At 50.5% G+C, this 24,560-nt stretch carries 23 protein-coding genes, 1 pseudogene and 1 other annotated feature; of the genes and pseudogenes, 12 read left to right on the top strand and 12 right to left on the bottom strand.

From position 1 onward, the window contains the following. The first annotated feature begins 76 nt into the window (after positions 1-76). Positions 77-793 carry a GntR family transcriptional regulator gene (locus ACJHWK_RS13975; protein WP_001300779.1) on the top strand — a complete coding sequence of 239 codons (717 nt, stop codon included), beginning with the start codon at positions 77-79 and terminating at the stop codon, positions 791-793. On the opposite strand, the gene ACJHWK_RS13970 is transcribed toward ACJHWK_RS13975, so the two are convergent. The 3 genes from ACJHWK_RS13970 to ibpA all read right to left on the bottom strand — a co-directional run bounded on the left by ACJHWK_RS13970 (position 790) and on the right by ibpA (position 3,600). Further along, a complete protein-coding gene (locus ACJHWK_RS13970; protein ID WP_001279763.1) occupies positions 790-2,451 on the bottom strand; it encodes a putative transporter in 1,662 nt (553 codons plus the stop codon). The genes ACJHWK_RS13975 and ACJHWK_RS13970 overlap by 4 nt on opposite strands. A 195-nt stretch (positions 2,452-2,646) precedes the next feature. Continuing rightward, positions 2,647-3,075 (bottom strand): small heat shock chaperone IbpB, encoded by a 429-nt coding sequence (ibpB, locus tag ACJHWK_RS13965; protein WP_001243431.1) that lies wholly within the window; start codon positions 3,073-3,075, stop codon positions 2,647-2,649. Between the two features lie 111 nt (positions 3,076-3,186). After that, positions 3,187-3,600, bottom strand: coding sequence for a small heat shock chaperone IbpA (ibpA, locus tag ACJHWK_RS13960; RefSeq protein ID WP_001243437.1), 414 nt, complete (start codon positions 3,598-3,600; stop codon positions 3,187-3,189). Continuing rightward, positions 3,594-3,666: a sequence feature (ROSE (Repression Of Heat Shock gene Expression) occurs in the 5'-region of heat shock genes and acts as an RNA thermometer to modulate expression.), on the bottom strand. Its footprint overlaps the gene before it by 7 nt. Positions 3,667-3,905: 239 nt before the next feature. Between ibpA and ACJHWK_RS13955 the strand changes: the two genes are divergently transcribed. After that, positions 3,906-4,238, top strand: a complete 333-nt coding sequence (locus ACJHWK_RS13955) for a YceK/YidQ family lipoprotein (RefSeq protein WP_000620888.1) — start codon at positions 3,906-3,908, stop codon at positions 4,236-4,238. 1 nt (position 4,239) lies between these two features. Here the strand turns inward: ACJHWK_RS13955 and ACJHWK_RS13950 are convergent, their stop codons facing one another. Further along, positions 4,240-5,454, bottom strand: coding sequence for a DUF3748 domain-containing protein (locus ACJHWK_RS13950; RefSeq protein WP_001521698.1), 1,215 nt, complete (start codon positions 5,452-5,454; stop codon positions 4,240-4,242). A gap of 100 nt (positions 5,455-5,554) precedes the next feature. Here ACJHWK_RS13950 and cbrA point away from each other — a divergent pair, with 100 nt between their 5' ends. Next, on the top strand, positions 5,555-6,580 hold the full coding sequence (cbrA, locus tag ACJHWK_RS13945; RefSeq protein WP_170886080.1) for a colicin M resistance lipid reductase CbrA: 1,026 nt from the start codon (positions 5,555-5,557) through the stop codon (positions 6,578-6,580). Here cbrA and ACJHWK_RS13940 read toward each other — a convergent pair. Beyond that, positions 6,577-7,287, bottom strand: a pseudogene (locus tag ACJHWK_RS13940) (MFS transporter); the annotation flags it as partial. The gene cbrA and the pseudogene ACJHWK_RS13940 overlap by 4 nt on opposite strands. Before the next feature lie 63 nt (positions 7,288-7,350). Here ACJHWK_RS13940 and ACJHWK_RS13935 point away from each other — a divergent pair. Next, positions 7,351-8,007, top strand: a complete 657-nt coding sequence (locus ACJHWK_RS13935) for a hypothetical protein (protein WP_000772928.1) — start codon at positions 7,351-7,353, stop codon at positions 8,005-8,007. 43 nt (positions 8,008-8,050) lie between these two features. Here ACJHWK_RS13935 and yidA read toward each other — a convergent pair whose 3' ends face one another. From yidA to dnaA, 6 genes are all read right to left on the bottom strand, one after another. After that, positions 8,051-8,863, bottom strand: a complete 813-nt coding sequence (yidA, locus tag ACJHWK_RS13930; protein WP_000985549.1) for a sugar-phosphatase — start codon at positions 8,861-8,863, stop codon at positions 8,051-8,053. A gap of 114 nt (positions 8,864-8,977) precedes the next feature. Beyond that, positions 8,978-9,376 carry a YidB family protein gene (locus ACJHWK_RS13925; protein ID WP_000522208.1) on the bottom strand — a complete coding sequence of 133 codons (399 nt, stop codon included), beginning with the start codon at positions 9,374-9,376 and terminating at the stop codon, positions 8,978-8,980. A 239-nt stretch (positions 9,377-9,615) separates the two neighbouring features. Next, positions 9,616-12,030: a DNA topoisomerase (ATP-hydrolyzing) subunit B gene (gene gyrB / locus ACJHWK_RS13920; RefSeq protein ID WP_001521708.1), complete on the bottom strand. Its 2,415-nt coding sequence runs from the start codon at positions 12,028-12,030 to the stop codon at positions 9,616-9,618. 28 nt (positions 12,031-12,058) lie between these two features. Next, the gene (recF, locus tag ACJHWK_RS13915; protein WP_000060112.1) at positions 12,059-13,132 is read right to left on the bottom strand and encodes a DNA replication/repair protein RecF; all 1,074 of its coding nucleotides are present in this window, start codon (positions 13,130-13,132) and stop codon (positions 12,059-12,061) included. After that, positions 13,132-14,232 carry a DNA polymerase III subunit beta gene (gene dnaN, locus ACJHWK_RS13910; RefSeq protein ID WP_000673464.1) on the bottom strand — a complete coding sequence of 367 codons (1,101 nt, stop codon included), beginning with the start codon at positions 14,230-14,232 and terminating at the stop codon, positions 13,132-13,134. The genes recF and dnaN overlap by 1 nt, the downstream gene beginning before the upstream one ends. Positions 14,233-14,236: 4 nt before the next feature. After that, positions 14,237-15,640: a chromosomal replication initiator protein DnaA gene (gene dnaA, locus ACJHWK_RS13905; protein WP_000059111.1), complete on the bottom strand. Its 1,404-nt coding sequence runs from the start codon at positions 15,638-15,640 to the stop codon at positions 14,237-14,239. 296 nt (positions 15,641-15,936) lie between these two features. Here dnaA and ACJHWK_RS13900 point away from each other — a divergent pair, with 296 nt between their 5' ends. From ACJHWK_RS13900 to mnmE, 6 genes are all read left to right on the top strand, one after another. Then, entirely contained in the window at positions 15,937-16,017 is an 81-nt protein-coding gene (locus ACJHWK_RS13900; protein WP_122134670.1) for a hypothetical protein, read from the top strand. 229 nt (positions 16,018-16,246) lie between these two features. Beyond that, on the top strand, positions 16,247-16,387 hold the full coding sequence (gene rpmH / locus ACJHWK_RS13895) for a 50S ribosomal protein L34 (RefSeq protein WP_000831330.1): 141 nt from the start codon (positions 16,247-16,249) through the stop codon (positions 16,385-16,387). Positions 16,388-16,403: 16 nt separating this feature from the next. After that, positions 16,404-16,763, top strand: coding sequence for a ribonuclease P protein component (rnpA, locus tag ACJHWK_RS13890; RefSeq protein WP_000239730.1), 360 nt, complete (start codon positions 16,404-16,406; stop codon positions 16,761-16,763). Further along, positions 16,727-16,984 (top strand): membrane protein insertion efficiency factor YidD, encoded by a 258-nt coding sequence (gene yidD / locus ACJHWK_RS13885; protein ID WP_001307474.1) that lies wholly within the window; start codon positions 16,727-16,729, stop codon positions 16,982-16,984. The genes rnpA and yidD overlap by 37 nt, the downstream gene beginning before the upstream one ends. A 2-nt stretch (positions 16,985-16,986) precedes the next feature. Continuing rightward, complete coding sequence (gene yidC, locus ACJHWK_RS13880; RefSeq protein ID WP_033802712.1) at positions 16,987-18,633, top strand: membrane protein insertase YidC; 1,647 nt, start codon at positions 16,987-16,989, stop codon at positions 18,631-18,633. A 105-nt stretch (positions 18,634-18,738) separates the two neighbouring features. Beyond that, positions 18,739-20,103: a tRNA uridine-5-carboxymethylaminomethyl(34) synthesis GTPase MnmE gene (gene mnmE / locus ACJHWK_RS13875; protein ID WP_001282361.1), complete on the top strand. Its 1,365-nt coding sequence runs from the start codon at positions 18,739-18,741 to the stop codon at positions 20,101-20,103. Between the two features lie 148 nt (positions 20,104-20,251). Here mnmE and ACJHWK_RS13870 read toward each other — a convergent pair whose 3' ends face one another. Further along, positions 20,252-22,411: a ShET2/EspL2 family type III secretion system effector toxin gene (locus ACJHWK_RS13870; RefSeq protein WP_001521714.1), complete on the bottom strand. Its 2,160-nt coding sequence runs from the start codon at positions 22,409-22,411 to the stop codon at positions 20,252-20,254. Positions 22,412-22,810: 399 nt separating this feature from the next. Here ACJHWK_RS13870 and tnaC point away from each other — a divergent pair, with 399 nt between their 5' ends. Both tnaC and tnaA read left to right on the top strand, forming a co-directional pair. After that, the gene (gene tnaC, locus ACJHWK_RS13865) at positions 22,811-22,885 is read left to right on the top strand and encodes a tryptophanase leader peptide (protein WP_001364348.1); all 75 of its coding nucleotides are present in this window, start codon (positions 22,811-22,813) and stop codon (positions 22,883-22,885) included. 220 nt (positions 22,886-23,105) lie between these two features. Then, complete coding sequence (gene tnaA, locus ACJHWK_RS13860; RefSeq protein WP_001295247.1) at positions 23,106-24,521, top strand: tryptophanase; 1,416 nt, start codon at positions 23,106-23,108, stop codon at positions 24,519-24,521. The last annotated feature ends 39 nt before the right edge of the window (positions 24,522-24,560 follow it).

Genomic DNA, 24,560 nt, shown 5'->3' with positions numbered 1-24,560 from the left:
AAGATGTTTTTTCAATCGATTAAGCAGAACTTGTGGGCGCATTACCCGGGCTTGCAGGCAAAAAAGAGATCTAGAGATGATCTACAAAAGCATTGCGGAGCGGTTAAGAATTCGACTTAATTCCGCAGATTTCACGCTAAACAGCCTTCTTCCCGGTGAAAAAAAGCTGGCGGAAGAGTTTGCGGTATCGCGGATGACCATCCGTAAAGCCATTGACCTGCTGGTGGCGTGGGGGCTGGTGGTCCGCCGCCACGGCAGCGGCACTTACCTGGTGCGTAAAGATGTATTGCATCAAACCGCCAGCCTGACCGGGCTGGTGGAGGTGTTAAAACGCCAGGGAAAAACGGTCACCAGCCAGGTGCTGATTTTTGAAATCATGCCTGCGCCTCCGGCCATTGCCAGCCAGTTACGGATTCAAATCAACGAGCAGATCTACTTCTCCCGTCGCGTTCGTTTTGTGGAAGGGAAACCGCTGATGCTGGAAGACAGCTATATGCCGGTAAAACTGTTCCGTAACCTTTCGCTGCAACATCTGGAAGGGTCGAAGTTTGAATATATTGAACAAGAGTGCGGGATTCTGATTGGCGGTAATTATGAAAGCCTGACGCCGGTGCTCGCCGATAGACTGCTGGCGCGGCAAATGAAGGTAGCGGAACACACGCCACTATTGCGGATCACCTCGTTGTCATATAGCGAGAGCGGGGAGTTTTTGAATTATTCAGTGATGTTCAGAAATGCCAGCGAATACCAGGTGGAGTACCATTTACGGCGACTCCACCCGGAAAAGAGTTAACCGATACTCCAGAAGAGCACCGCCAGTAATTGGGGGGTGATAATGCGCAGGAACATCACTAACGGATAGACAGTGGCGTAAGAGAGCGCCGCTGCACCGCTCGTTGGATGAAGATTATTAGCAAATGCCAGCGCCGGTGGATCGGTCATGGAGCCAGCCAGCATCCCGCACATGGTCAGGTAATTCATTTTGGCTAACATCCGCGCCAGAATACCAACAGTAATCAGCGGAACGGCGGTGATCAGGGCACCATATCCAATCCAGCTTAGCCCTTCGCCATTGACCAGGGTATTCACAAAATCCCCACCAGATTTCAGACCAACGACCGAGAGGAACAGCACGATCCCCAGCTCCCGCAGCGCGAGGTTGGCACTTGGCGGCATAAACCAGTACAGCTTGCCGATACTGCCGATACGCCCGAGGATCAACGCCATAATCAGCGGACCGCCCGCCAGCCCCAGTTTCAACGCGGCCGGGAATCCCGGCACAAAGACGGGAATAGAACCTAACAATACGCCAAGCCCGATACCAATAAACACCGGCAGCATCTGAACCTGTTGCAGTTTTTGCTGCGCATTCCCCAGCACATTGGCAACGGCATCAATTGCGGACGGACGCCCCACCAGGTTGAGGATATCGCCGAACTGCAGGCTGATATCGCCACTGGCAACCAGTTCGACCCCGGCACGGTTCAGGCGCGAGATAACAACGTCATAGCGTTCTTTAAAGTGCAGGTCGCGAATACGCTTACCAAGCACGTTTTCATTGGTGACCACCACACGCTCGACGCGTAAATCAGTGCCTTTCGTGGACAGCGAGGTATCGACCTCCTGACCAATCACCAGTTGCGCATTATGTAAATCCGCTGGCTGCCCCACCAGATGCAGCAAATCGCCCAGTTGGATAATGGTATCTGGCGAAGGTACTTTTAGGGTTTCTTCGCGTTTCAGACGCGAGCAGATAATTTTGTCGCCGTTGAGAATCGGCACATCTTTAATGGCTAAATCATGCAGGTTAGGGTTCTCAACGCGAATATTGATAGTCCTGATCAGCGCGCCGCCATTGGTGCGAGAAGACTCGTGCTGCTGGGCTTCTGTCTCGACATTGACGCGGAAAATAACCCGCAACATCCACATGGTGAACAAAATCCCGCAAATGCCGAATGGATACGCCATCGCGTAACTCATCCCCATCTGATCGACCATTTCCATTGGTGTACCCAGGTCGCGCAAGATCTGCTGCCCTGCCCCCAGCGCTGGCGTATTGGTTACCGCACCGGAGAAAATCCCCAGCACTACCGGCAGTGGAATATCAAACAGTTTATGCAGGATGGCGGTAACCAGCCCCCCGATGATGACGATCAGAACAGCAAACAGGTTGAGGCGTAATCCGGAGACGCGCAATGAGGCAAAGAAGCCCGGCCCTACCTGAATCCCGATGGTATAAACGAACAGGATCAGGCCAAATTCCTGAATAACATGCAGCATATCGCTACTTAATGTCATCCCCGCCTGAGAAACAAAATGGCCGACGATGATCCCACCAAACAGCACGCCGCCAATACCTAATCCTATGCCGCGAAATTTGACGTTGCCGATAAACAAACCGACGACTGCCACCAAAGCCAGAATACTGACCGTTAATGCTATATCACTCATCGTCCATTTCTCTTGAGATAACATTTTAATTGCTACGGATTATGGCTGAATCGGTGAAGCAGATTTGCCTTATAGCGCACATTATCACGGGAAAGAACGTGCCGAAATATCTTAAACAGGCGAAATTTAACGCATTGTTGAAGAAGAAAGACAAAAAAAGCCCCACCAGAATGGCGGGGCAAAGAGAATAGCTAGTTAGCTATTTAACGCGGGACGTTCGCTGATAGCGATACGCTGCGCTGCGATGGGTTCAGGCTCATTACGAATTAAATCAATATGCAGTAAACCGTTTACGAAGGTTGCACCAGAGACTTCCATATTTTCAGCCAGCGTAAAGCTCAGGCTAAATGGCTGATTCATAAGCCCTTGATGCAGCCATTTTTTCTCTTCTTTTGGCTGCTCCGGCGTGCCTTTTACGCTCAGGCGCGTACCTTCCAGTTGAATCTCTAAATCTTCCTGACGAAAACCTGCCAGCGCAAGGGTAATGCGGTAGTGGTTATCGTCGCTTTTCTCAATGTTGTACGGCGGGAAGCTCTGGCTTTCACCGGCGTTTTGCAGTGCGTTGGCCAGTTTGTCAAAACCGATCCATTGACGCATCAGTGGGGATAAATCGAAGTTACGCATAGTCATTTCTCCTTCTAAGAAGCGAGTAAGTACCTGCAAATCCGAAGATTCGCATATGCTCCCTGACGGCGAGCATGGAGATGTCAGGCCGCGCCAGGCGGCCTTAGGGAATTAGTTGATTTCGATACGGCGCGGTTTTTTCGCTTCCGGAATCACACGTTCGAGATCGATATACAGCAAACCATTTACCAGGTTAGCACCACGAACATGAATGTTCTCAGCTAACTGGAATTTGCGTTCAAAGTTGCGTTCAGCGATGCCCTGGTACAGATAGGTGCGCTCTTTTTGTTCGTCGGCGTGAGCACCTTTCACCACCAGCAGATTATCCTGGGCGGTAATTTCCAGTTCGCTCTCAGCAAAACCAGCCACAGCGATAGCAATGCGGTAATGGTTTTCGTCTACCAGTTCAACGTTATACGGAGGGTAGCCGCCATTACTCTGGCTCTGGTTGTTTTCTAAGTGGTTAAACAAACGGTCAAATCCAATAGCAGAACGGTAAAGCGGGGATAAATCAAAGTTACGCATAATCAATAGCTCCTGAAATCAGCGAGAATGTAAGACCTTCCACAATGGACAGGTCAGGTAGCCAGAACACCCATCAGGCGCGTCCTCATCGGCTACGATGTAAAAATGGGTCTGGAAATGAACTTTTCAAGCCTTATCAGCGGACTTTTTTTTGCAGTTTATGGTCTATTGCATAGACTGAGGGGGCAGCACGAAACGTTAAAGTGCGATAGCCGCCACAGTGCGACGTAATGATGATGTTATTTTCAGCAAGGGATCGCTATAACTCATCAGGCCAACACCCACGATCAACAGATGAATTTATTATGATAAGAAATGTGTTGTTAGCGTTCATGATATGCAGCGGAATGACATTACTTGGAGGATGCTCCAGCGTGATGTCCCATACCGGGGGGAAAGAAGGAACGTATCCCGGCACCCGCGCCAGCGCCACCATGATTGGCGACGATGAAACCAACTGGGGCACTAAGTCGCTGGCGATTCTCGATATGCCGTTTACCGCTGTGATGGACACGCTTTTACTGCCGTGGGACGTGTTCCGCAAAGACAGCTCGGTGCGCTCACGCGTTGAAAAAAGCGAAGCCAACGCGCAAGCCACCAATGCGGTTATTCCACCGGCCAGAATGCCTGATAACTGATTTAGCGATCAGTTTCGGTGATCCACAGCTGGCCGCCTTCCATCCACGCCAGCCATTGACCATCCGGCGAGAAGACCACGGCGTCCGCAGAAGGTGGATTGGCGTGGTTTTCGGTTAAATACTCAACCTCGCCGCTTTGCGCATGGGCACAAGCAATTCGATTATCCAGCACAAAGCCCAACCATTCTCCTGATGGATGCCAGTTAAATGCAGACTGAATATCCGTTTTGTTATGGGTTAACTGGTGCGGCTCGCCGCCCTGTGGCGAGATAAGCCACAGTTGCACAATGCCGTTATCATCACGCATTAAAAACGCGATTTGCGTACCCTGCGGATTACAGCGCACCCAGTGGCGCGGGACGTTGACTAACCCCGGATAAGCCCGATGGTGGGTAAAGGTTAAACGTCGCTGCACGACGCCACGCGGTGGCGCGGGCAGGGTTGTTTCCGTTCCACTTAACGGCGCATCACCTGCTACTTTCCAGCCAGCTTCATCTTGCGGTAACTCAACGATAAACAGCTCCGGCACTTTCTCGCCCTTTGGCGAAAGTGTATCGCCAATAAACGCCAGCGCGTGATTTCCTACCCATCCTTCTTCATAAGCACGATTGATTTCATCACTGCCAGGCTGTGGCGTGGGCGTGGTTTTACTTACCAGCACGCACCAGTGGCTACCGCTGTATTCACGCGGATGCTGCTTTTGTACGTTGACCGGGCCAAACGGCGCAGCAACACCGACGTTTCGCAAATCCAGCGTCGGGGAGAGTTCATGCATTACATGGTCGTTATAGGTAAAGCTCACCCTTTCACCGTTCGGGCTAAAGACATGTACATGACTGCCGCCGCGCAGCGCCCCTGGCGTATACGGCGCGGTAATATCCATCGCATCAAGGTTACTCACCTTGCCGCCTTCAACAATCACTCCGCGCCGATGATGGAAGTCGTAATACCATGTTTCATCAGGATTTTCCGGGCCGTGGATGAAAACATATTTCTCTGACTTCGGATGAACGGTCACCACGCCGACGTACGCGCCCTGTGACGCGCGATAGATAACCTCGACCTCGCCGGTATGGATATTCACACGCTCAATGGTCTCGCCGGTAAACGACGCGCCAGAAGGACGCACGTCAAATACCAGCCACTGGCTGTCGGGCGTCCAGGTATTGGTATTGGTGAGCAGGTGATTACGGGGAGCAAAGGTTATCTGTTTCATGGCGCGGTCCTGATACAAAACGGGTCCCGCCATCATACTTCACAAGGACTTCACTTTCAGACAATAGTCTTTCGCCATCGTGATGAATGTGAGTGAAAAGATGGAACATTTCGACGTGGCGATTATTGGCCTCGGCCCGGCAGGTTCGGCGTTGGCACGAAAGTTAGCAGGCAAAATGCAGGTGATCGCGCTGGATAAAAAGCACCAGCATGGTACTGAAGGTTTCAGCAAACCTTGTGGCGGTCTGCTGGCACCGGACGCGCAGCGATCTTTTATTCGCGATGGACTGACGCTTCCTGTCGATGTAATCGCCAATCCGCAGATTTTCAGCGTCAAAACCGTCGACGTCGCCGCATCGCTCACGCGTAACTACCAGCGAAGCTATATCAATATTAATCGCCATGCTTTCGACTTGTGGATGAAATCGCTGATCCCCGCCAGCGTTGAGGTTTATCACGACAGCCTGTGTCGAAAAATCTGGCGTGAGGATGATAAATGGCATGTCATTTTTCGTGCAGACGGCTGGGAGCAGCATATTACCGCCCGCTATCTGGTCGGTGCCGATGGTGCCAACTCGATGGTGCGGCGACATCTCTACCCGGACCATCAAATTCGTAAATATGTCGCTATCCAGCAGTGGTTCGCAGAGAAGCATCCGGTGCCGTTCTACTCCTGCATCTTTGATAATGCGATAACTGACTGTTACTCATGGAGTATCAGCAAAGACGGTCAGACGCGTTTCGCGACGCTGAAAGAGAAAATGAGCGCCTTTCAGTTCCAGTTTGGCAAAGCGGTGAAAAGTGAGAAATGTACCGTGTTGTTTCCCTCACGCTGGCAGGATTTTGTCTGCGGTAAGGACAATGCCTTTCTGATTGGTGAAGCGGCGGGATTTATCAGCGCCAGCTCGCTGGAGAGGATTAGCTATGCGCTGGATAGCGCAGAGATTCTGCGTTCGGTGTTACTGAAGCAGCCGGAGAAGAGCAACGCCGCCTACTGGCGCGCCACACGCAAACTGCGTTTAAAACTCTTCGGTAAGATAGTAAAAAGCCGATGCCTGACCGCACCGGCTTTAAGAAAGTGGATTATGCGCAGTGGTGTGGCGCATATTCCACAGTTGAAAGATTAGCCAACGCGCTTCACATCGCCCACCAGCAGGATGTAAGAGAGCGCGCCAATCAACGCGACGGCGGAGATATAAACCAGTGCAGGTGCGAAACCGTAACCCTGCGCCAGGTACCCCACCACCAGCGGAACGGTGATGCCGCCCAGACCACCGGCAAAGTTAAACACGCCGCCGGTTAAACCAATCAGGCGCATCGGTGCCAGAGAAGAGACCAGCGACCAGGTAATCGAAGCAAAACCGTTGCCGAAGAATGCCAGCGCCATCAGGCACATAATCATCATCGGATCGTTGGTGTAGTTAGCGCCCATAATGCAGGTGGAGATCAGCAAGCCGCAGATAATCGGCGTTTTACGCGCAAAGCCCAGTGAAAAGCCCTTACGTACCAGCAGATCCGCGACCCAGCCAGAGAGCAGGACGCCGACAAACGCCGCGAGGAATGGCACCGTGGTCATAAAGCCTGCTTTCAGCGCCGTGATTCCTTTTTCCTGGGTTAAATAGTTCGGGAACCAGGTTAAGAAAAACCACAGTGTAGAAGCCACCGCAAATTGCCCAAGATAAACGCCGATCAGTTTACGATGGAACACCAGCTTCCAGTCTTTGGCTGTTAACGGCTGACGTGCCTCTTTTTTCACCGGCGCATCACCATCCACCAGACCGCCGCCATCACGAATGTAATCCAGTTCAGCTTTGCTGATACCTTTGGTCAGGCGCTAAACAGGAGGGAAAGAAGAGTATGCTTTCAACGGCTTAGCTACTCGTTTAAAGGATTAATCATGAAGTTGAATTTTAAGGGATTTTTTAAGGCTGCCGGTTTGTGTTCTTTGGCATTTGCGTTGACCGGATGTATCACCTGGGGATTGGTTTCCAATACTGCAAGCCGTCCACATGCCGAGCAATGGCGGTCAGACACGATTAAGGGTTTATCGCTGGCTGAAGACAGTAACGGTACGAAAGGCTATGTTTTTGTTGGTGAATCATTGGACTATCTGTTGACCACCGGCGGCGGTGAGGTGGTTAAAATGCTGAACGATCCCGCAATTCATGGTGAAAGAATCACCGTTTCTGATAACGCGAAATTTATTTTAAGCAGCAGTAATAAGAAATTCTCTGGTGCTATTACGCTCTATTACGACTGGAACAACGAAGAAGATAAGGCACTGGCAACACAATATGGTTTTATTTGTGATACCCGGCGTTGTACATGGATGCTGGACGGTTTGAAAGGCTCAATCCACCAGAAAAATAAAAAAGCGGATTACTCAAACGTGATGGTTTTCCATCAACCCTTTACGGTGGGATTTTATGAATACAAAGCAACAGATGGCGTCCCGCGCGGCCTCGTTAATGCGCTGCTGCCAGTCACTCTTACGCTGGATATAGTAACGTCACCACTCCAGTTCCTGATTTTATGCACGACCAGAAATTGTTAATCGCTGCGGGCAAACGCATTCATGCCGTTTGCCCGTTCACTGATTAATTCAGCACATACTTCTCAATAGCAAATGCCACGCCATCTTCAAGGTTGGATTTGGTGACAAAGTTCGCCACTTCTTTCACCGAAGGAATAGCGTTATCCATCGCCACACCGACGCCTGCATATTCAATCATTGCGATGTCGTTTTCCTGATCGCCAATCGCCATGATTTCTTCCGGTTTAATACCTAACACGTCGGCCAGTGATTTCACACCCGTACCCTTGTTAACGCGTTTATCGAGGATTTCGAGGAAATACGGCGCACTTTTCAGCACGGTATATTTCTCTTTCACTTCCTGCGGAATACGCGCGATAGCCTGGTCGAGGATGGCGGGTTCATCAATCATCATCACTTTCAGGAACTGGGTATTGGGGTCCATTTTCTCCGCTTCGCAGAACACCAGCGGAATGGTGGCAACGAAAGATTCATGCACCGTGTAGTAGCTGATATCACGATTGGCGGTGTACAGCGTGGTGCGGTCCAGCGCGTGGAAATGAGAACCGACTTCGCGGGAGAGTTTTTCCAGGAAACGGTAGTCGTCATAGCTCAGAGCGGTTTGCGCCACAGTGCTACCATCGGCGGCCTTCTGTACCAGCGCGCCGTTATAAGTAATGCAGTAGTCGCCCGGCTGTTCCATGTGCAGCTCTTTCAGGTAATTATGAACACCTGCATAAGGGCGACCCGTCGTCAGCACGACATTTACGCCACGGGCGCGAGCTGCGGCAATCGCATTTTTAACGGCGGGTGAAATGGTGTGATCGGGCAGCAGAAGGGTGCCATCCATATCGATAGCAATGAGTTTGATAGCCATGAGTTCCCCAGGTAGATTGGTTCCTGACCCATGCTAACGCGATTCCGCTCAAAAATCAGTACAACACCCTGGGGAAAAGGGGGATGCAACGCGCGTTGCGTGCTCCCCATTTGCTTAGCGGAAGAGTTTCCCTTTCAGCAGTTCCATGCCTGCGGAAAGCAGATCGTTATTGGCTTGTGGTGACACTTCACCTTGCGGTGAGAGTGCATCAATAATCTTCGGCAATTGTTCTGCCAGTAAACTGGAAGCCGTACTGGTATCCACGCCCAGTTTTTGCCCGAGGTCGGACACCGCATTTGTGCCGAGCGCCGATTCCAGTTGCTCGCCGCTAACCGATTGATTGCCCTGTTGATTACTCAGCCAGGTTGAGAGAATGGCCCCTAAGCCGCCACTTTGCAGTTTTTCCAGCAGCACCTGAATGCCGCCCTGCTCCTCAACCCAGCTCAAAATGGCCTGATATTTCCCCGCATCGCCTTTCAGAAAGGCACCGACAACTTCATCAAAAAGCCCCATGATAATCACCTGTAAAGCGTTACGTGTTGACTCAAAAAGTATAGATCTGCGGGATGATAATTGCGGATTGCAGAAATAAAAAGGGCGAAGATGATCTCCGCCCTTTTCTTATAGCTTCTTGCCGGATGCGGCGTTAACGTCTGATCCGGCCTACAAAATCATGCAAATTCAATATATTGCACGAGTCTCGTAGGCCTGATAAGCGTAGCGCATCAGGCACGCTCGCATTGTTAACGCCATTAAATATCAATATTCGCCGCTTTCAGGGCGTTCTCTTCAATAAACGCACGGCGCGGTTCAACGGCGTCGCCCATCAGCGTGGTGAACAACTGGTCGGCAGCAATCGCATCTTTAACGGTAACGCGCAGCATACGACGGCTTTCCGGGTCCATAGTGGTTTCCCACAGCTGTTCCGGGTTCATCTCGCCCAGACCTTTATAACGCTGGATGGAGAGGCCGCGACGGGACTCTTTCACCAGCCAGTCCAGCGCTTGCTCGAAGCTGGCTACCGGCTGACGACGCTCGCCACGTTCGATAAACGCATCTTCTTCCAGCAAGCCGCGCAGTTTCTCGCCCAGCGTGCAGATACGACGATATTCGCCACCGGTGATAAACTCGTGATCCAGCGGATAGTCAGTATCCACACCGTGGGTACGCACGCGAACAACCGGCTCGAACAGGTTTTGCTCGGCATTAGCGTGGACATCAAACTTCCACTGGCTGCCGTGCTGTTCTTTGTCGTTCAGTTCGCTGACCAGCGCGTTCACCCAGCGGGTAACGGTCTGCTCATCAGAGAGGTCAGTTTCCGTCAGCGTCGGCTGATAGATAAGCTCTTTCAGCATTGCTTTCGGATAACGACGCTCCATGCGGTTGATCATTTTCTGCGTCGCGTTGTACTCAGACACCAGTTTCTCTAACGCTTCGCCAGCCAATGCCGGTGCACTGGCGTTGGTGTGCAGCGTTGCGCCGTCCAGCGCGATAGAGATCTGGTACTGATCCATCGCTTCGTCGTCTTTAATGTACTGTTCCTGCTTGCCTTTCTTCACTTTGTACAGCGGCGGCTGAGCGATGTAGACGTGACCGCGTTCAACGATTTCCGGCATCTGACGATAGAAGAAGGTCAACAGCAGCGTACGAATGTGCGAGCCGTCGACGTCCGCATCGGTCATGATGATGATGCTGTGATAACGCAGTTTGTCCGGGTTGTACTCGTCACGACCAATACCACAGCCAAGCGCGGTGATAAGCGTCGCCACTTCCTGAGAAGAGAGCATCTTATCGAAGCGCGCTTTCTCAACGTTGAGGATTTTACCCTTCAGCGGCAGAATCGCCTGGTTCTTGCGGTTACGCCCCTGCTTCGCAGAGCCGCCCGCGGAGTCCCCTTCCACCAGGTACAGTTCGGAAAGCGCCGGATCGCGTTCCTGGCAGTCTGCCAGTTTGCCCGGCAGGCCCGCTAAGTCGAGCGCACCTTTACGGCGGGTCATTTCACGCGCGCGACGCGCAGCTTCACGGGCACGGGCAGCATCGATAATTTTGCCAACCACGATTTTCGCGTCGGTTGGGTTTTCCAGCAGGTATTCCGCCAGCAGTTCGTTCATCTGCTGTTCAACCGCCGATTTCACCTCAGAAGAAACCAGTTTGTCTTTGGTCTGGGAGGAGAATTTCGGGTCCGGCACTTTCACGGAAACGACCGCAATCAGGCCTTCACGCGCATCGTCACCGGTGGCGCTGACTTTGGCTTTTTTGCTGTAGCCTTCTTTGTCCATGTAGGCATTCAGGGTACGGGTCATCGCCGCACGGAAGCCTGCCAGGTGAGTACCGCCGTCACGCTGCGGAATGTTGTTGGTAAAGCAGTAGATGTTTTCCTGGAAGCCATCGTTCCACTGCAACGCCACTTCGACGCCGATACCATCTTTTTCGGTGGAGAAGTAGAAGATATTCGGGTGGATCGGCGTTTTGTTCTTGTTCAGATATTCAACGAACGCCTTGATGCCGCCTTCATAGTGGAAGTGGTCTTCTTTACCGTCGCGCTTGTCGCGCAGACGAATGGAAACGCCGGAGTTGAGGAACGACAACTCACGCAGACGTTTCGCCAGAATTTCATATTCGAACTCGGTCACATTGGTGAAGGTTTCGAGGCTGGGCCAGAAACGCACCATGGTGCCGGTTTTTTCAGTCTCGCCGGTAACCGCCAGCGGAGCCTGCGGTACACCGTGTTCGTAGATCTGACGGTGAATTTTACCCTCGCGCTGGATAACCAGCTCCAGTTTTTGCGACAGGGCGTTTACTACCGAAACACCAACGCCGTGCAGACCGCCGGACACTTTATAGGAGTTATCGTCAAATTTACCGCCTGCGTGCAGAACGGTCATGATCACTTCCGCCGCCGATACGCCCTCTTCCGGGTGAATACCGGTCGGAATGCCGCGCCCATCATCCTGTACGGAGACAGAGTTATCGGCGTGAATGGTGACGATAATTTCTTTACAGTGACCCGCGAGCGCTTCGTCGATAGCGTTATCTACCACCTCGAATACCATGTGGTGCAGACCGGTGCCGTCATCCGTGTCGCCGATATACATACCCGGGCGCTTACGCACCGCATCCAGCCCTTTCAGGACTTTGATACTGGAGGAGTCATAAGAATTCGACATCAACGTTTCTCGCTCATTTATACTTGGGTTAATCCGTTATTTTACCCTTTTCCACGGTAAACATCTTCGAATTTTCGTCCGACATGTCTATAACGTGTTCAGCACTGATTGCGCTGACAAAGACCTGTGATTGCGTCGCTTTTAAGCGGCTGGCAAGCAACCCGCGACGCTCATCATCAAGCTCAGAGGCAAAATCATCTATCAGGTAGAGACACCGCCGCCCGCTTTCACGGGTGAGGAACTCTCCTTGCGCCAGACGTAAGGCGCACATCAACAGCTTAAGCTGCCCACGCGATAAGGTATCTTCCACCGGCGCACCGTCGGCGCGAATGCGTAAGTCCGCTTTGTGCGGGCCATGCGCGGTGTAGGTTAGCTGGCGATCGCGTTCAAAATTACGTTCCAGCACCTCAGCGTACTCTGTCTCTTTCTCCCAGCCGCGCTGGAAAGAGAAAGTCAGAGAAAACTCAGGGAGAAATTGCTTACAGGTATCAGCCATATCGGCCGCGATACCGGCGCTATACTCCGCGCGCCAGGTACTGATTTGCTCCGCCAGCGGGATCAGTTCTTTATCCCACGGGCGTAGCTGTTCGTAACGTGTCACCTGACGCAGCGCCGCATTGCGCTGCTTGAGCAATCGCTTGAGATTGCTCCAGGCGGTGAAAAATCCGGGTTCGTTGTGAAAGCATCCCCAGTCGAGGAATGCTCTTCTGTATTTGGGGCCGCCGTTGAGTAAAGTAAACCCTTCTGGCGTTATCAACTGCATTGGCATCAGGTGCGCCAGTTCCGCGACCTTATGCCCGTCTGTACCGTCGATGCGGACTTTGCTGTCGCCCTGTTTGTCTTTGGTTAAGCCAATCGCCGTCTCGCGCTCTTCGCCCTGTAATCGCCCGTGGAGAACAAACGCCTCCTGCTCGTGGCGAATGACGCGACCAATCTGCAAACTGCGAAACGCCCGACCATGGCCGAGCGTATAGATGGCTTCCAGCACGCTGGTTTTGCCACTGCCGTTGGCACCTACCAGAAAGTTAAAGCCGGGAGATAAAGCGAGATCCGCGGTTTCGATATTGCGGAAATCGCGGATCAACAAGCGGGTGAGGGACATTACAGTCTCATTGGCATGACAACATAGGCAGCCGACTGTGATGCGGCATCTTCAATCTGCACGCTGGAAACCGAATCGGTCAGCATCATGCGCACGTTTTCACATTTCAGCGCGTTCAGAACATCCAGCACATAGCTGACGTTGAAGCCGATTTCCATCTCCGCACCGCTATAGGTAACGTCGAGGATCTCTTCCGCTTCTTCCTGTTCCGGGTTGTTGGCGGTGATTTTCAGCTGGTTTTCGCTGACATACAGACGTACGCCGCGGAATTTCTCGTTAGAGAGAATTGCCGCGCGAGCAAACGCCTGCTTGAGGAGATCGCAACCTGCTTCCAGATGTTTGTCCGGGTTCTTCGGCAGAACGCGTCGGTAATCCGGGAAGCGACCATCCACCAGTTTCGAGGTGAAGATAAAGTCGCCAACGTGGGCGCGAATGTTGTTGCTGCCAATCTGCACGCGCAGCGGATTGTCGCCGCCGTCGAGCATACGCATCAGTTCAATCACGCCTTTACGCGGCACGATCACCGAATGGCTTGGCAAAGATTGACCAATTGGCATTGAACAGACCGCCAGACGGTGGCCGTCGGTCGCCACGGTGCGCAGTTCTTCACCTTCGGTTTCAAACAGCATACCGTTTAAGTAATAGCGAACGTCCTGATGCGCCATAGAAAACTGGGTCGCTTCAATCAGACGCTTCATCGTCGCCTGCGGCAGGGTAAATTCGACTTCGCTCTGCCAGTCATCGAGATTCGGGAAATCTGCCGCTGGCAGGGTAGACAGCGAAAAACGGCTACGCCCGGAGCGCACCAGCATCCGCTCACCTTCCAGTTGCACGGCAATTTCTGCGCCTTCAGGCAGACCACGGCAGATATCAAAGAATTTGCGCGCCGGAACGGTCGTCGCCCCTGGCTCGTGTGGCTGAACCAGCGCAACGCGTGCCACCATTTCCATCTCGAGATCAGTACCGGTCAGCGACAACGTACCGTCAGCAACCTGTAACAGCAGATTACCGAGAATCGGTAGCGTAGGACGACCACCTAACGGCCCGCTCACCTGTTGTAGCGGTTTTAATAAATGCTCACGTTCTACGGTAAATTTCATAGGTTTACGATGACAATGTTCTGATTAAATTGGAAAAATCTTCTTTGATATCGTGGCTCTCTTCACGCAGCTGCTCGATCTTCCGGCAGGCATGAAGCACCGTCGTGTGGTCACGACCACCAAACGCATCGCCAATCTCCGGCAGACTGTGGTTAGTCAGCTCTTTCGCCAGCGCCATCGCCATCTGGCGCGGACGCGCCACCGAGCGGGATCGACGCTTAGAAAGGAGATCCGCGACTTTGATCTTGTAGTACTCCGCCACCGTCTTCTGAATATTGTCGATGGTGACCAGTTTTTCCTGCAATGCCAGCAAGTCGCGCAGCGCCTCACGCACGAAGTCGATGGTGATCGCCCGTCCGGTAAAGTTGGCGTTAGCAATAACGCGGTTCAGCGCGCCTTCCAGCTCACGTACGTTAGATCGTAGACGCTTGGCGATAAAGAACGCCACTTCGCCCGGCAAACGAATGTCGTTTTCGTCGGCCTTTTTCATCAGGATCGCCACGCGGGTTTCCAGCTCTGGCGGTTCGATCGCCACAGTCAGTCCCCAACCGAAGCGGGATTTCAAACGATCCTCAACGCCGTTGATCTCTTTCGGATAGCGATCCGAGGTGAGAATGATCTGTTGATTACCTTCCAGCAGGGCGTTGAAGGTGTGGAAAAACTCTTCCTGAGATCGTTCTTTATTAGCAAAAAACTGAATATCGTCGATCAGCAGTGCATCTACGGAACGGTAGTAGCGTTTAAACTCTTCGATCGCGTTGTTTTGCAGGGCTTTTACCATGTCCTGAACAAAGCGCTCGGAGTGCATATAAACCACTTTGGCATTCGGCTTGCGCGCCATAATGCCGTTACCCACCGCATGCAGCAGGTGAGTTTTACCCAGACCCGTGCCGCCATAAAGGAACAACGGGTTATAGGCACCGCCAGGGTTATCTGCCACCTGGCGAGCCGCCGCGCGCGCCAGTTGGTTAGATTTACCTTCAACGAAGTTATCAAACGTGTGTTTGACGTTTACGTTAGAACGATAGGTCGGTTCTGCCGGGGCCGGAACGTTATCCCAACCTGAGCGCGTAGAAGGCGCAGCACGTTGCGGCTGCGTTTGCGCCACCTGTGCAGGGGCCGCGACGTTGCTCGTCACTGCCGCTTGTGGCGTTTGCGTCACCGGTTTGGTGCCGACTTCAAAACGCAGCTGTGGGGCATCCGCTCCGCAGAAACTGGTTAGCAGTCCATTGATATTATTAAGGTACTTGTCCCGTACCCAATCGAGGACAAAACGGTTTGGCGCGTACAGGGCCAGCGTGTTATCGCTCAGTTCCGCCTGCAATGGGCGTATCCACATACTGAATTCTGTGGCTGGTAACTCATCCTGCAATCGGGCAAGACACTGCTGCCAAAGCGAAAGTGACACGGCGGACTCCACTCGAACAAAAGTCGATAATGACTAAGGCTGAAACATTCATGATTGTTGACGTACGTCGAAAAGACCCTGCTTGAGGGTGACGCACGAACCGCTGTCTGCGGTTATATGCCCGATCAAGATCCTGCAAAACGATCGGGACCGCGGATCATAGCCTAAACTGCGCAAGAGATCTTCTGTTTCTCACAGATTTTCCCGATTTATCCACAGGACTTTCCAGAACTCGCTAAGTGTAAACGATCCTGCCGCGAGGCGGGCACGATTTACGCCGCATATTGGAAAATTTAATGACCATAGACAAAAATTGGCTTAATCGATCTAATAAAGATCCAGGACGATCCTTGCGCTTTACCCGTCAGCCCGTATAATCCTCCACCCGGCGCGCCATGCTGGTTTTCACTGGTGTGAGGCCGTACATTTTCCCTGCGAAAAGGTGCGGAAAAGCGCGGTAAATAAGGAAAGAGAATTGACTCCGGAGTGTACAATTATTACAATCCGGCCTCTTTAATCACCCATGGCTTCGGTGTCCATCGTTTCATTTTTCGGCGGATATCCAATAAAGCCATTGAATTTATTCAAGTTTAGGTAGAAATCGCCATGAAACGCACTTTTCAACCGTCTGTACTGAAGCGCAACCGTTCTCACGGCTTCCGTGCTCGTATGGCTACTAAAAATGGTCGTCAGGTTCTGGCACGTCGTCGTGCTAAAGGCCGCGCTCGTCTGACCGTTTCTAAGTAATAAAGCTAACCCCTGAGTGGTTAAGCTCGCATTTCCCAGGGAGTTACGCTTGTTAACTCCCAGTCAATTCACATTCGTCTTCCAGCAGCCACAACGGGCTGGCACGCCGCAAATTACCATTCTCGGCCGCCTGAATTCGCTGGGGCATCCCCGTATCGGTCTTACAGTCGCCAAGAAAAACGTTCGACGCGCCCATGAACGCAATCGGATTAAACGTCTGACGCGTGAAAGCTTCCGTCTGCGCCAACATGAACTCCCGGCTATGGATTTCGTGGTGGTGGCGAAAAAAGGGGTTGCCGACCTCGATAACCGTGCTCTCTCGGAAGCGTTGGAAAAATTATGGCGCCGCCACTGTCGCCTGGCTCGCGGGTCCTGATAGCCCTCATTCGGGTCTATCAACGCCTGATTAGTCCGCTACTCGGGCCGCATTGTCGTTTCACTCCAACCTGTTCAAGCTACGGAATTGAGGCATTGCGCAGGTTTGGAGTGATAAAAGGCAGTTGGTTGACGGTGAAACGCGTATTAAAATGCCACCCTTTACACCCTGGTGGTGACGATCCCGTCCCGCCCGGACCATTTGATACCAGAGAACACTAACGATGGATTCGCAACGCAATCTTTTAGTCATCGCTTTGCTGTTCGTGTCTTTCATGATCTGGCAAGCCTGGGAGCAGGATAAAAACCCGCAACCTCAGGCCCAACAGACCACGCAGACAACGACCACCGCAGCGGGTAGCGCCGCCGACCAGGGCGTACCGGCCAGTGGCCAGGGGAAACTGATCTCGGTTAAGACCGACGTGCTTGATCTGACCATCAACACCCGTGGTGGTGATATTGAGCAAGCTCTGCTGCCTGCTTACCCGAAAGAGCTGAACTCTACCCAGCCGTTCCAGCTGCTGGAAACTTCACCGCAGTTTATTTATCAGGCACAGAGCGGTCTGACCGGTCGTGATGGCCCGGATAATCCGGCTAACGGCCCGCGTCCGCTGTATAACGTTGAAAAAGACGCTTATGTGCTGGCTGAAGGTCAAAACGAACTGCAGGTGCCGATGACGTATACCGACGCGGCAGGCAACACGTTTACCAAAACGTTTGTCCTGAAACGTGGTGATTACGCTGTCAACGTCAACTACAACGTGCAGAACGCTGGCGAGAAACCGCTGGAGATCTCCACCTTTGGTCAGTTGAAGCAATCCATCACTCTGCCACCGCATCTCGATACCGGAAGCAGCAACTTCGCACTGCACACCTTCCGCGGCGCGGCGTACTCCACGCCTGACGAGAAGTACGAGAAATACAAGTTCGATACCATTGCCGATAACGAAAACCTGAACATCTCTTCGAAAGGTGGTTGGGTGGCAATGCTGCAACAGTATTTCGCGACGGCGTGGATCCCGCATAACGACGGTACCAACAACTTCTATACCGCTAATCTGGGTAACGGCATCGCCGCTATCGGCTATAAATCTCAGCCGGTACTGGTTCAGCCTGGTCAGACTGGCGCGATGAACAGCACCCTGTGGGTTGGCCCGGAAATCCAGGACAAAATGGCAGCTGTTGCTCCGCACCTGGATCTGACCGTTGATTACGGTTGGTTGTGGTTCATCTCTCAGCCGCTGTTCAAACTGCTGAAATGGATCCATAGCTTTGTGGGTAACTGGGGCTTCTCCATTATCATCATCACCTTTATCGTTCGTGGCATCATGTACCCGCTGACCAAAGCGCAGTACACCTCCATGGCGAAGATGCGCATGCTGCAGCCGAAGATTCAGGCAATGCGTGAGCGTCTGGGCGATGACAAACAGCGTATCAGTCAGGAAATGATGGCGCTGTACAAAGCTGAGAAGGTTAACCCGCTGGGCGGCTGCTTCCCACTGCTGATCCAGATGCCAATCTTCCTGGCGTTGTACTACATGCTGATGGGTTCCGTTGAACTGCGTCAGGCACCGTTTGCACTGTGGATCCACGACCTGTCTGCACAGGACCCGTACTACATCCTGCCGATCCTGATGGGCGTAACGATGTTCTTCATTCAGAAGATGTCGCCGACCACCGTGACCGACCCGATGCAGCAGAAGATCATGACCTTTATGCCGGTCATCTTCACCGTGTTCTTCCTGTGGTTCCCGTCAGGTCTGGTGCTGTACTATATCGTCAGCAACCTGGTAACCATTATTCAGCAGCAGCTGATTTACCGTGGTCTGGAAAAACGTGGCCTGCATAGCCGCGAGAAGAAAAAATCCTGATTCGGTGAGTTTTCGCTAAAATAAGGGCGGTCAGTTGACCGCCTTTTTTCTTTTCGTAGGGCGGATAAGCACCGCGTATCCGCCACACAAAGCAACAGGAACATCATGAGCGATAATGACACTATCGTAGCCCAGGCCACGCCTCCGGGACGTGGCGGTGTTGGCATCCTGCGCATCTCCGGTCTCAAAGCCCGTGAAGTTGCCGAAACCGTGCTGGGTAAACTGCCTAAGCCGCGCTACGCCGATTATCTTCCGTTTAAAGACGCCGACGGCAGCGTGCTCGATCAGGGGATTGCGCTATGGTTCCCTGGCCCGAACTCGTTCACCGGCGAAGATGTGCTTGAACTGCAGGGTCATGGCGGTCCGGTGATCCTCGACCTGCTGTTAAAACGCATTCTGACCATTCCCGGCCTGCGGATTGCTCGCCCTGGTGAGTTTTCCGAACGCGCGTTTCTTAACGATAAACTCGACTTAGCCCAGGCCGAGGCGATTGCGGATCTTATCGACGCCAGTTCGGAACAGGCGGCCCGTTCGGCACTTAACTCGCTGCAAGGCGCATTCTCCGCACGGGTCAACCATCTGGTGGAAGCCCTCACCCACTTGCGCATTTACGTCGAAGCGGCAATTGATTTCCCTGATGAAGAGATCGATTTCCTCTCCGACGGCAAAATTGAAGCCCAGCTCAATGACGTGATTGCCGATCTTGATGCAGTGCGTGCTGAAGCACGTCAGGGTAGTTTGTTGCGCGAAGGGATGAAGGTGGTGATTGCCGGACGTCCTAACGCCGGTAAATCGAGCCTGTTAAACGCGCTGGCGGGCCGTGAAGCGGCAATCGTGACTGATATCGCCGGAACCACGCGTGACGTGCTGCGTGAGCATATCCACATTGACGGAATGCCGCTGCATATCATCGACACTGCCGGGCTACGTGAAGCCAGTGATGAAGTGGAACGTATTGGTATCGAGCGCGCGTGGCAGGAAATTGAACAGGCCGACCGCGTACTGTTTATGGTCGATGGCACCACGACAGACGCCGTTGATCCGGCAGAGATCTGGCCGGAATTTATCGCCCGTCTGCCTGCCAAACTGCCGATCACCGTGGTACGCAATAAAGCCGATATCACCGGCGAAACGCTGGGAATGAGTGAAGTGAACGGTCATGCGTTGATTCGTCTCTCGGCAAGGACTGGCGAAGGCGTGGACGTGCTGCGTAACCATCTCAAACAGAGCATGGGCTTTGACACCAATATGGAAGGCGGCTTCCTGGCGCGCCGTCGCCACTTACAGGCGCTGGAACAAGCGGCGGAACATCTACAACAGGGCAAAGCGCAACTGTTGGGTGCCTGGGCAGGCGAACTGCTGGCGGAAGAGTTGCGCCTGGCGCAGCAGAACTTAAGCGAAATCACCGGGGAATTTACCTCTGACGACCTGCTGGGGCGGATTTTCTCCAGCTTCTGTATTGGTAAGTAAGTCGTCTAAATTGATATAAAGGGCACTGTTCCGTTCTGGGGGAAACTAACTATCAGAACGGAACAGCGCTTGTTTTTTATGAGCATCCTGCACCAAAACTGCATTTGCTACTGGCTGGAGCGACTTTAAACACCTTGCAGTCCTGTCTTTACAGAGAACGATATTGCTTTAACCTATTAAGCTCCTCTTGCGGAAAGTTAAATTCGTCTACTGCTTTCCAGAATAGTTCTTTAAGTACAGGATTGCCATTTGCCAGACTTATTACAGATTTACCTTCATTATTCTTTTCTTCCAGCTGCATCATCACATCTTTAAGGTAATTTTCATTTTCACCAACCACAATTTTGAATATTTTCAGCCAGAGCCCCATATGTATATCATCCCCGTTATTTACCACATGAGAGAATGACTTGCCATCAAAGTCACGGGTAAACTGCTCCACAATTTCATCGAAAGAGAACCCGTGTTGCAACGCCAGGCGAATCGCCGCATTCAGATATACGTCAATGACCTCTTTACTCATTTTCTTAAAGCTTGCAATATGCAAAGAGCAGGCAGCATTATTTCTGCTCAACGACAGTAGTTCTCTCACTACATCTTTATCATTTTCATAATGGCTGGCTATCACTTCAGCTGTCTCCATCCAGGCAGCAACAATCTCCGTATGCCCTTTCACTATCGCAGAATATAAGCCTGATGCCTTCGTCCATTTGTCTGACTCCCCCGTCCATTCTCTTGCTGCCATCAGTTTCAATATATCTTCTTTATTTATTTCATTTTTAAACATTTTGGCTTTTATATTGGCTAGCAATATATTAACAACATTATAATTATTGGTCCTAATAGCGCTATTTAAATCATAAATTGAGTCTATTTCTTTTCCTACACTACGAAGTATTTCATTTTTATTTACTCCAAACTCTTTCTCAAAGTCATCTATCGCCAACAACCATTCTTTGACAATTTTATTTTGATTATTTCTTAAAGCCTTAGGAATCCAGCTCACACCGAGGTAATCTTTCGCAAGGAGTATATTTTCCAGATCGCTATGGCTAAAATTATACTTTCTGGTCAACTCTTTTAAATTTATTATGAATTCATTAAAAACATCAATACTATTTTGATACCATAATACATATAATCCATATGTTCCTGTAATTGATTTCGCAGCAAGAACCTTTGATGCTGTCATTTCTTGGGAGTTTTTAAATTTATCAAAAAAAAGAACAATGTTTTCATGCATCCCCATTTGTATTAATAGATGTAATGCTAATGGTGATAATGGTGGTTGCAACTCATTATTTATACCACTTAATAAATGGGCTTGTTCTCGAGGGAGATAAGGAGTTATTCCTACACAGTCGGAGCAAATTTCTGTCATTACCCATTTTTTTTGTGCCTGTTTAATATTCATAAAGGATCGCAATGATCCAAAAGAATCACAGTTGTTTGCTTTATAGCGTACTGCAGTATTGGTTGCATTAGGATCATAAAAGGATACAACATATTCTGTTTCTCCAGCAGGCGTTTTTTTGATCCTCAAGCGGACGGCCATAGCGTGAGTTTGAGATTGAACGATTGCCGCCATATGCGTTAACTTCTCTTTTTCCATTCTGTGAAAAAAGACTGATAATGCCTCCCCAAACTTATCACAGGCAACAACGCATGTACCGGGTGGTGGATTTTTTTGTAGATTGTCAAATTGCTGCTCAAGCTCGAATGGAATATGTTTTTGTATATCTTCCGGAGATGAATAGTAAGCCTTTAATGGAACTTTCCCTGTATGTTCATTCATTGAATCTATACAATATTGTAGAGAAAGATGCCTGCACACGATTTCATTTTCTGGTTTTTCATTAAAAAAAATCTTACAGTTGTAGTTTATAACGTCATATTTGCTATTAGCTTTTATCTGCTCTTTTGTAAAACTCTCATCATCAGGGTACGTATGAAGGCAAGTAAAAATATCATCCAGGAATTTTATAAGCGCTGGAGATACGGAAATATGTACTATATTGATTGCGTCTGCATCGCTTACGGTTAAAATCATACCTTCAGGTTGTTGCTTAGATCTGGAGACAAGAATTGAATATGCACCATCGCTATAGAAACCTAACTCAACTTCAGAACAATAATTAACAAAATGATTTAACGGCCCCTCTTTTTCAAGTGAATAAACTGAAGGATTTTTAAGATACGCCACTATATCGTCAACGATCAATTGAGTTTTATTTTTTCCTCCATCCAAATCAGGCATGAAAGAAGGAGATTGTGCACATACACTGCCAACAGTTACGTTATCAACCATTTTCTTTCCCCTCATCCATATGAAAGTTGTAGTAATAATAAGGTTACTATTTAAAAACCAACTATCAAATTTCGCTCATTTATAGAGTTATTTGTCTTTTTACGTCATTACCCCATCAGGTCATCAACCTGGTAATGAAGTGAGTAAACCGCGACGTCAATGAGGGAAACAGCTCCTTGTAATGGAACCCCTATAATCAATGCCATCATCTTCAACAATAATGATAAAAATTAAAAAATTTATCCATTTATGGATTTTTGCTAATATTTTGCATGGGCCAGCCATCACAAACACAGACAATATCTAATTGTGATTCGATTCACATTTAAACAATTTTAGAATAGACAAAATTCTTGAGTATTATACTGTAGCCTCGTGTCTTTCGAGGATAAGTGCATTATGAATATCTTACATATATGTGTGACCTCAAAATGGTTCAATATTGACAACAAGATTGTCGATCATCGCCCTTGATTTGCCCTTCTGTAGCCATCACCAGAGCCAAACCGATTAGATTCAATGTGATCTATTTGTTTGCTATATCTTAATTTTGCCTTTTGCAAAGGCCATCTCTCGTTTATTTACTTGTTTTAGTAAATGATGGTACTTACATATATATCTGGCGAATTAATCGGTATAGCAGATGTAATATTCACAGGGATCACTGTAATTAAAATAAATGAAGGATTATGTAATGGAAAACTTTAAACATCTCCCTGAACCGTTCCGCATTCGTGTTATTGAGCCAGTAAAACGTACCACTCGCGCTTATCGTGAAGAGGCAATTATTAAATCCGGTATGAACCCGTTCCTGCTGGATAGCGAAGATGTGTTTATCGATTTACTGACCGACAGCGGCACCGGGGCGGTGACGCAGAGCATGCAGGCTGCGATGATGCGCGGCGACGAAGCCTACAGCGGCAGCCGCAGCTACTATGCGTTAGCCGAGTCAGTGAAAAATATCTTTGGTTATCAATACACCATTCCAACTCACCAGGGCCGTGGCGCAGAGCAAATCTATATTCCGGTACTGATTAAAAAACGCGAGCAGGAAAAAGGCCTGGATCGCAGCAAAATGGTGGCATTCTCTAACTATTTCTTTGATACCACGCAGGGCCATAGCCAGATTAACGGCTGTACCGTGCGTAACGTCTATATCAAAGAAGCCTTCGATACTGGCGTGCGTTACGACTTTAAAGGCAATTTTGACCTTGAGGGATTAGAACGAGGCATTGAAGAAGTTGGCCCGAATAACGTGCCGTATATCGTTGCAACCATCACCAGTAACTCTGCAGGCGGTCAGCCGGTTTCACTGGCAAACTTAAAAGCGATGTACAGCATCGCGAAGAAATACGATATTCCGGTGGTAATGGACTCCGCACGCTTTGCTGAAAACGCCTATTTCATCAAGCAGCGTGAAGCAGAATACAAAGACTGGACCATCGAGCAGATCACCCGCGAAACCTACAAATATGCCGATATGCTGGCGATGTCCGCCAAGAAAGATGCGATGGTGCCGATGGGCGGCTTGTTGTGCATGAAAGACGACAGCTTCTTTGATGTGTACACCGAGTGCAGAACCCTTTGCGTGGTGCAGGAAGGCTTCCCGACATATGGTGGTCTGGAAGGCGGCGCGATGGAGCGTCTGGCGGTAGGTCTGTATGACGGCATGAATCTGGACTGGCTGGCTTATCGTATCGCGCAGGTGCAGTATCTGGTCGATGGTCTGGAAGAGATTGGCGTTGTCTGCCAGCAGGCGGGCGGTCACGCGGCATTCGTTGATGCCGGTAAACTGCTGCCGCATATCCCGGCAGACCAGTTCCCGGCACAGGCGCTGGCGTGCGAGCTGTATAAAGTCGCCGGTATCCGTGCGGTAGAAATTGGTTCTTTCCTGTTAGGCCGCGATCCGAAAACCGGTAAACAACTGCCATGCCCAGCTGAACTGCTGCGTTTAACCATTCCGCGTGCAACATATACTCAAACACATATGGACTTCATTATTGAAGCCTTTAAACATGTGAAAGAGAACGCGGCGAATATTAAAGGGTTAACCTTTACCTACGAACCGAAAGTATTGCGTCACTTCACTGCAAAACTGAAAGAAGTTTAATTAAAACATTCAGAGTGGCTATAAGGATGTTAGCCACTC

Origin of the sequence: Escherichia sp. WS547, from assembly GCF_046486065.1 — a bacterium.
GTDB lineage: Bacteria > Pseudomonadota > Gammaproteobacteria > Enterobacterales > Enterobacteriaceae > Escherichia > Escherichia coli.
The sequence above is the reverse complement of the archived record's forward strand: the minus strand, read 5'-3'. Positions and strand labels throughout refer to the sequence as shown.

Bases quoted from the DNA above. Each gene is read 5' to 3' on its own strand.
- ACJHWK_RS13970 (WP_001279763.1), bottom strand. From the start codon at position 2,451: ATGAGTGATATAGCATTAACGGTCAGTATTCTGGCTTTGGTGGCAGTC.
- yidA (WP_000985549.1), bottom strand. From the start codon at position 8,863: ATGGCTATCAAACTCATTGCTATCGATATGGATGGCACCCTTCTGCTG.
- ACJHWK_RS13950 (WP_001521698.1), bottom strand. From the start codon at position 5,454: ATGAAACAGATAACCTTTGCTCCCCGTAATCACCTGCTCACCAATACC.
- yidD (WP_001307474.1), top strand. From the start codon at position 16,727: ATGGCGCCGCCACTGTCGCCTGGCTCGCGGGTCCTGATAGCCCTCATT.
- yidC (WP_033802712.1), top strand. From the start codon at position 16,987: ATGGATTCGCAACGCAATCTTTTAGTCATCGCTTTGCTGTTCGTGTCT.
- ACJHWK_RS13900 (WP_122134670.1), top strand. From the start codon at position 15,937: ATGACCATAGACAAAAATTGGCTTAATCGATCTAATAAAGATCCAGGA.
- dnaN (WP_000673464.1), bottom strand. From the start codon at position 14,232: ATGAAATTTACCGTAGAACGTGAGCATTTATTAAAACCGCTACAACAG.
- gyrB (WP_001521708.1), bottom strand. From the start codon at position 12,030: ATGTCGAATTCTTATGACTCCTCCAGTATCAAAGTCCTGAAAGGGCTG.
- recF (WP_000060112.1), bottom strand. From the start codon at position 13,132: ATGTCCCTCACCCGCTTGTTGATCCGCGATTTCCGCAATATCGAAACC.
- ACJHWK_RS13925 (WP_000522208.1), bottom strand. From the start codon at position 9,376: ATGGGGCTTTTTGATGAAGTTGTCGGTGCCTTTCTGAAAGGCGATGCG.
- ACJHWK_RS13935 (WP_000772928.1), top strand. From the start codon at position 7,351: ATGAAGTTGAATTTTAAGGGATTTTTTAAGGCTGCCGGTTTGTGTTCT.
- cbrA (WP_170886080.1), top strand. From the start codon at position 5,555: ATGGAACATTTCGACGTGGCGATTATTGGCCTCGGCCCGGCAGGTTCG.
- tnaA (WP_001295247.1), top strand. From the start codon at position 23,106: ATGGAAAACTTTAAACATCTCCCTGAACCGTTCCGCATTCGTGTTATT.
- ACJHWK_RS13975 (WP_001300779.1), top strand. From the start codon at position 77: ATGATCTACAAAAGCATTGCGGAGCGGTTAAGAATTCGACTTAATTCC.
- ACJHWK_RS13870 (WP_001521714.1), bottom strand. From the start codon at position 22,411: ATGGTTGATAACGTAACTGTTGGCAGTGTATGTGCACAATCTCCTTCT.
- ACJHWK_RS13955 (WP_000620888.1), top strand. From the start codon at position 3,906: ATGATAAGAAATGTGTTGTTAGCGTTCATGATATGCAGCGGAATGACA.
- mnmE (WP_001282361.1), top strand. From the start codon at position 18,739: ATGAGCGATAATGACACTATCGTAGCCCAGGCCACGCCTCCGGGACGT.
- ibpA (WP_001243437.1), bottom strand. From the start codon at position 3,600: ATGCGTAACTTTGATTTATCCCCGCTTTACCGTTCTGCTATTGGATTT.
- rpmH (WP_000831330.1), top strand. From the start codon at position 16,247: ATGAAACGCACTTTTCAACCGTCTGTACTGAAGCGCAACCGTTCTCAC.
- ibpB (WP_001243431.1), bottom strand. From the start codon at position 3,075: ATGCGTAACTTCGATTTATCCCCACTGATGCGTCAATGGATCGGTTTT.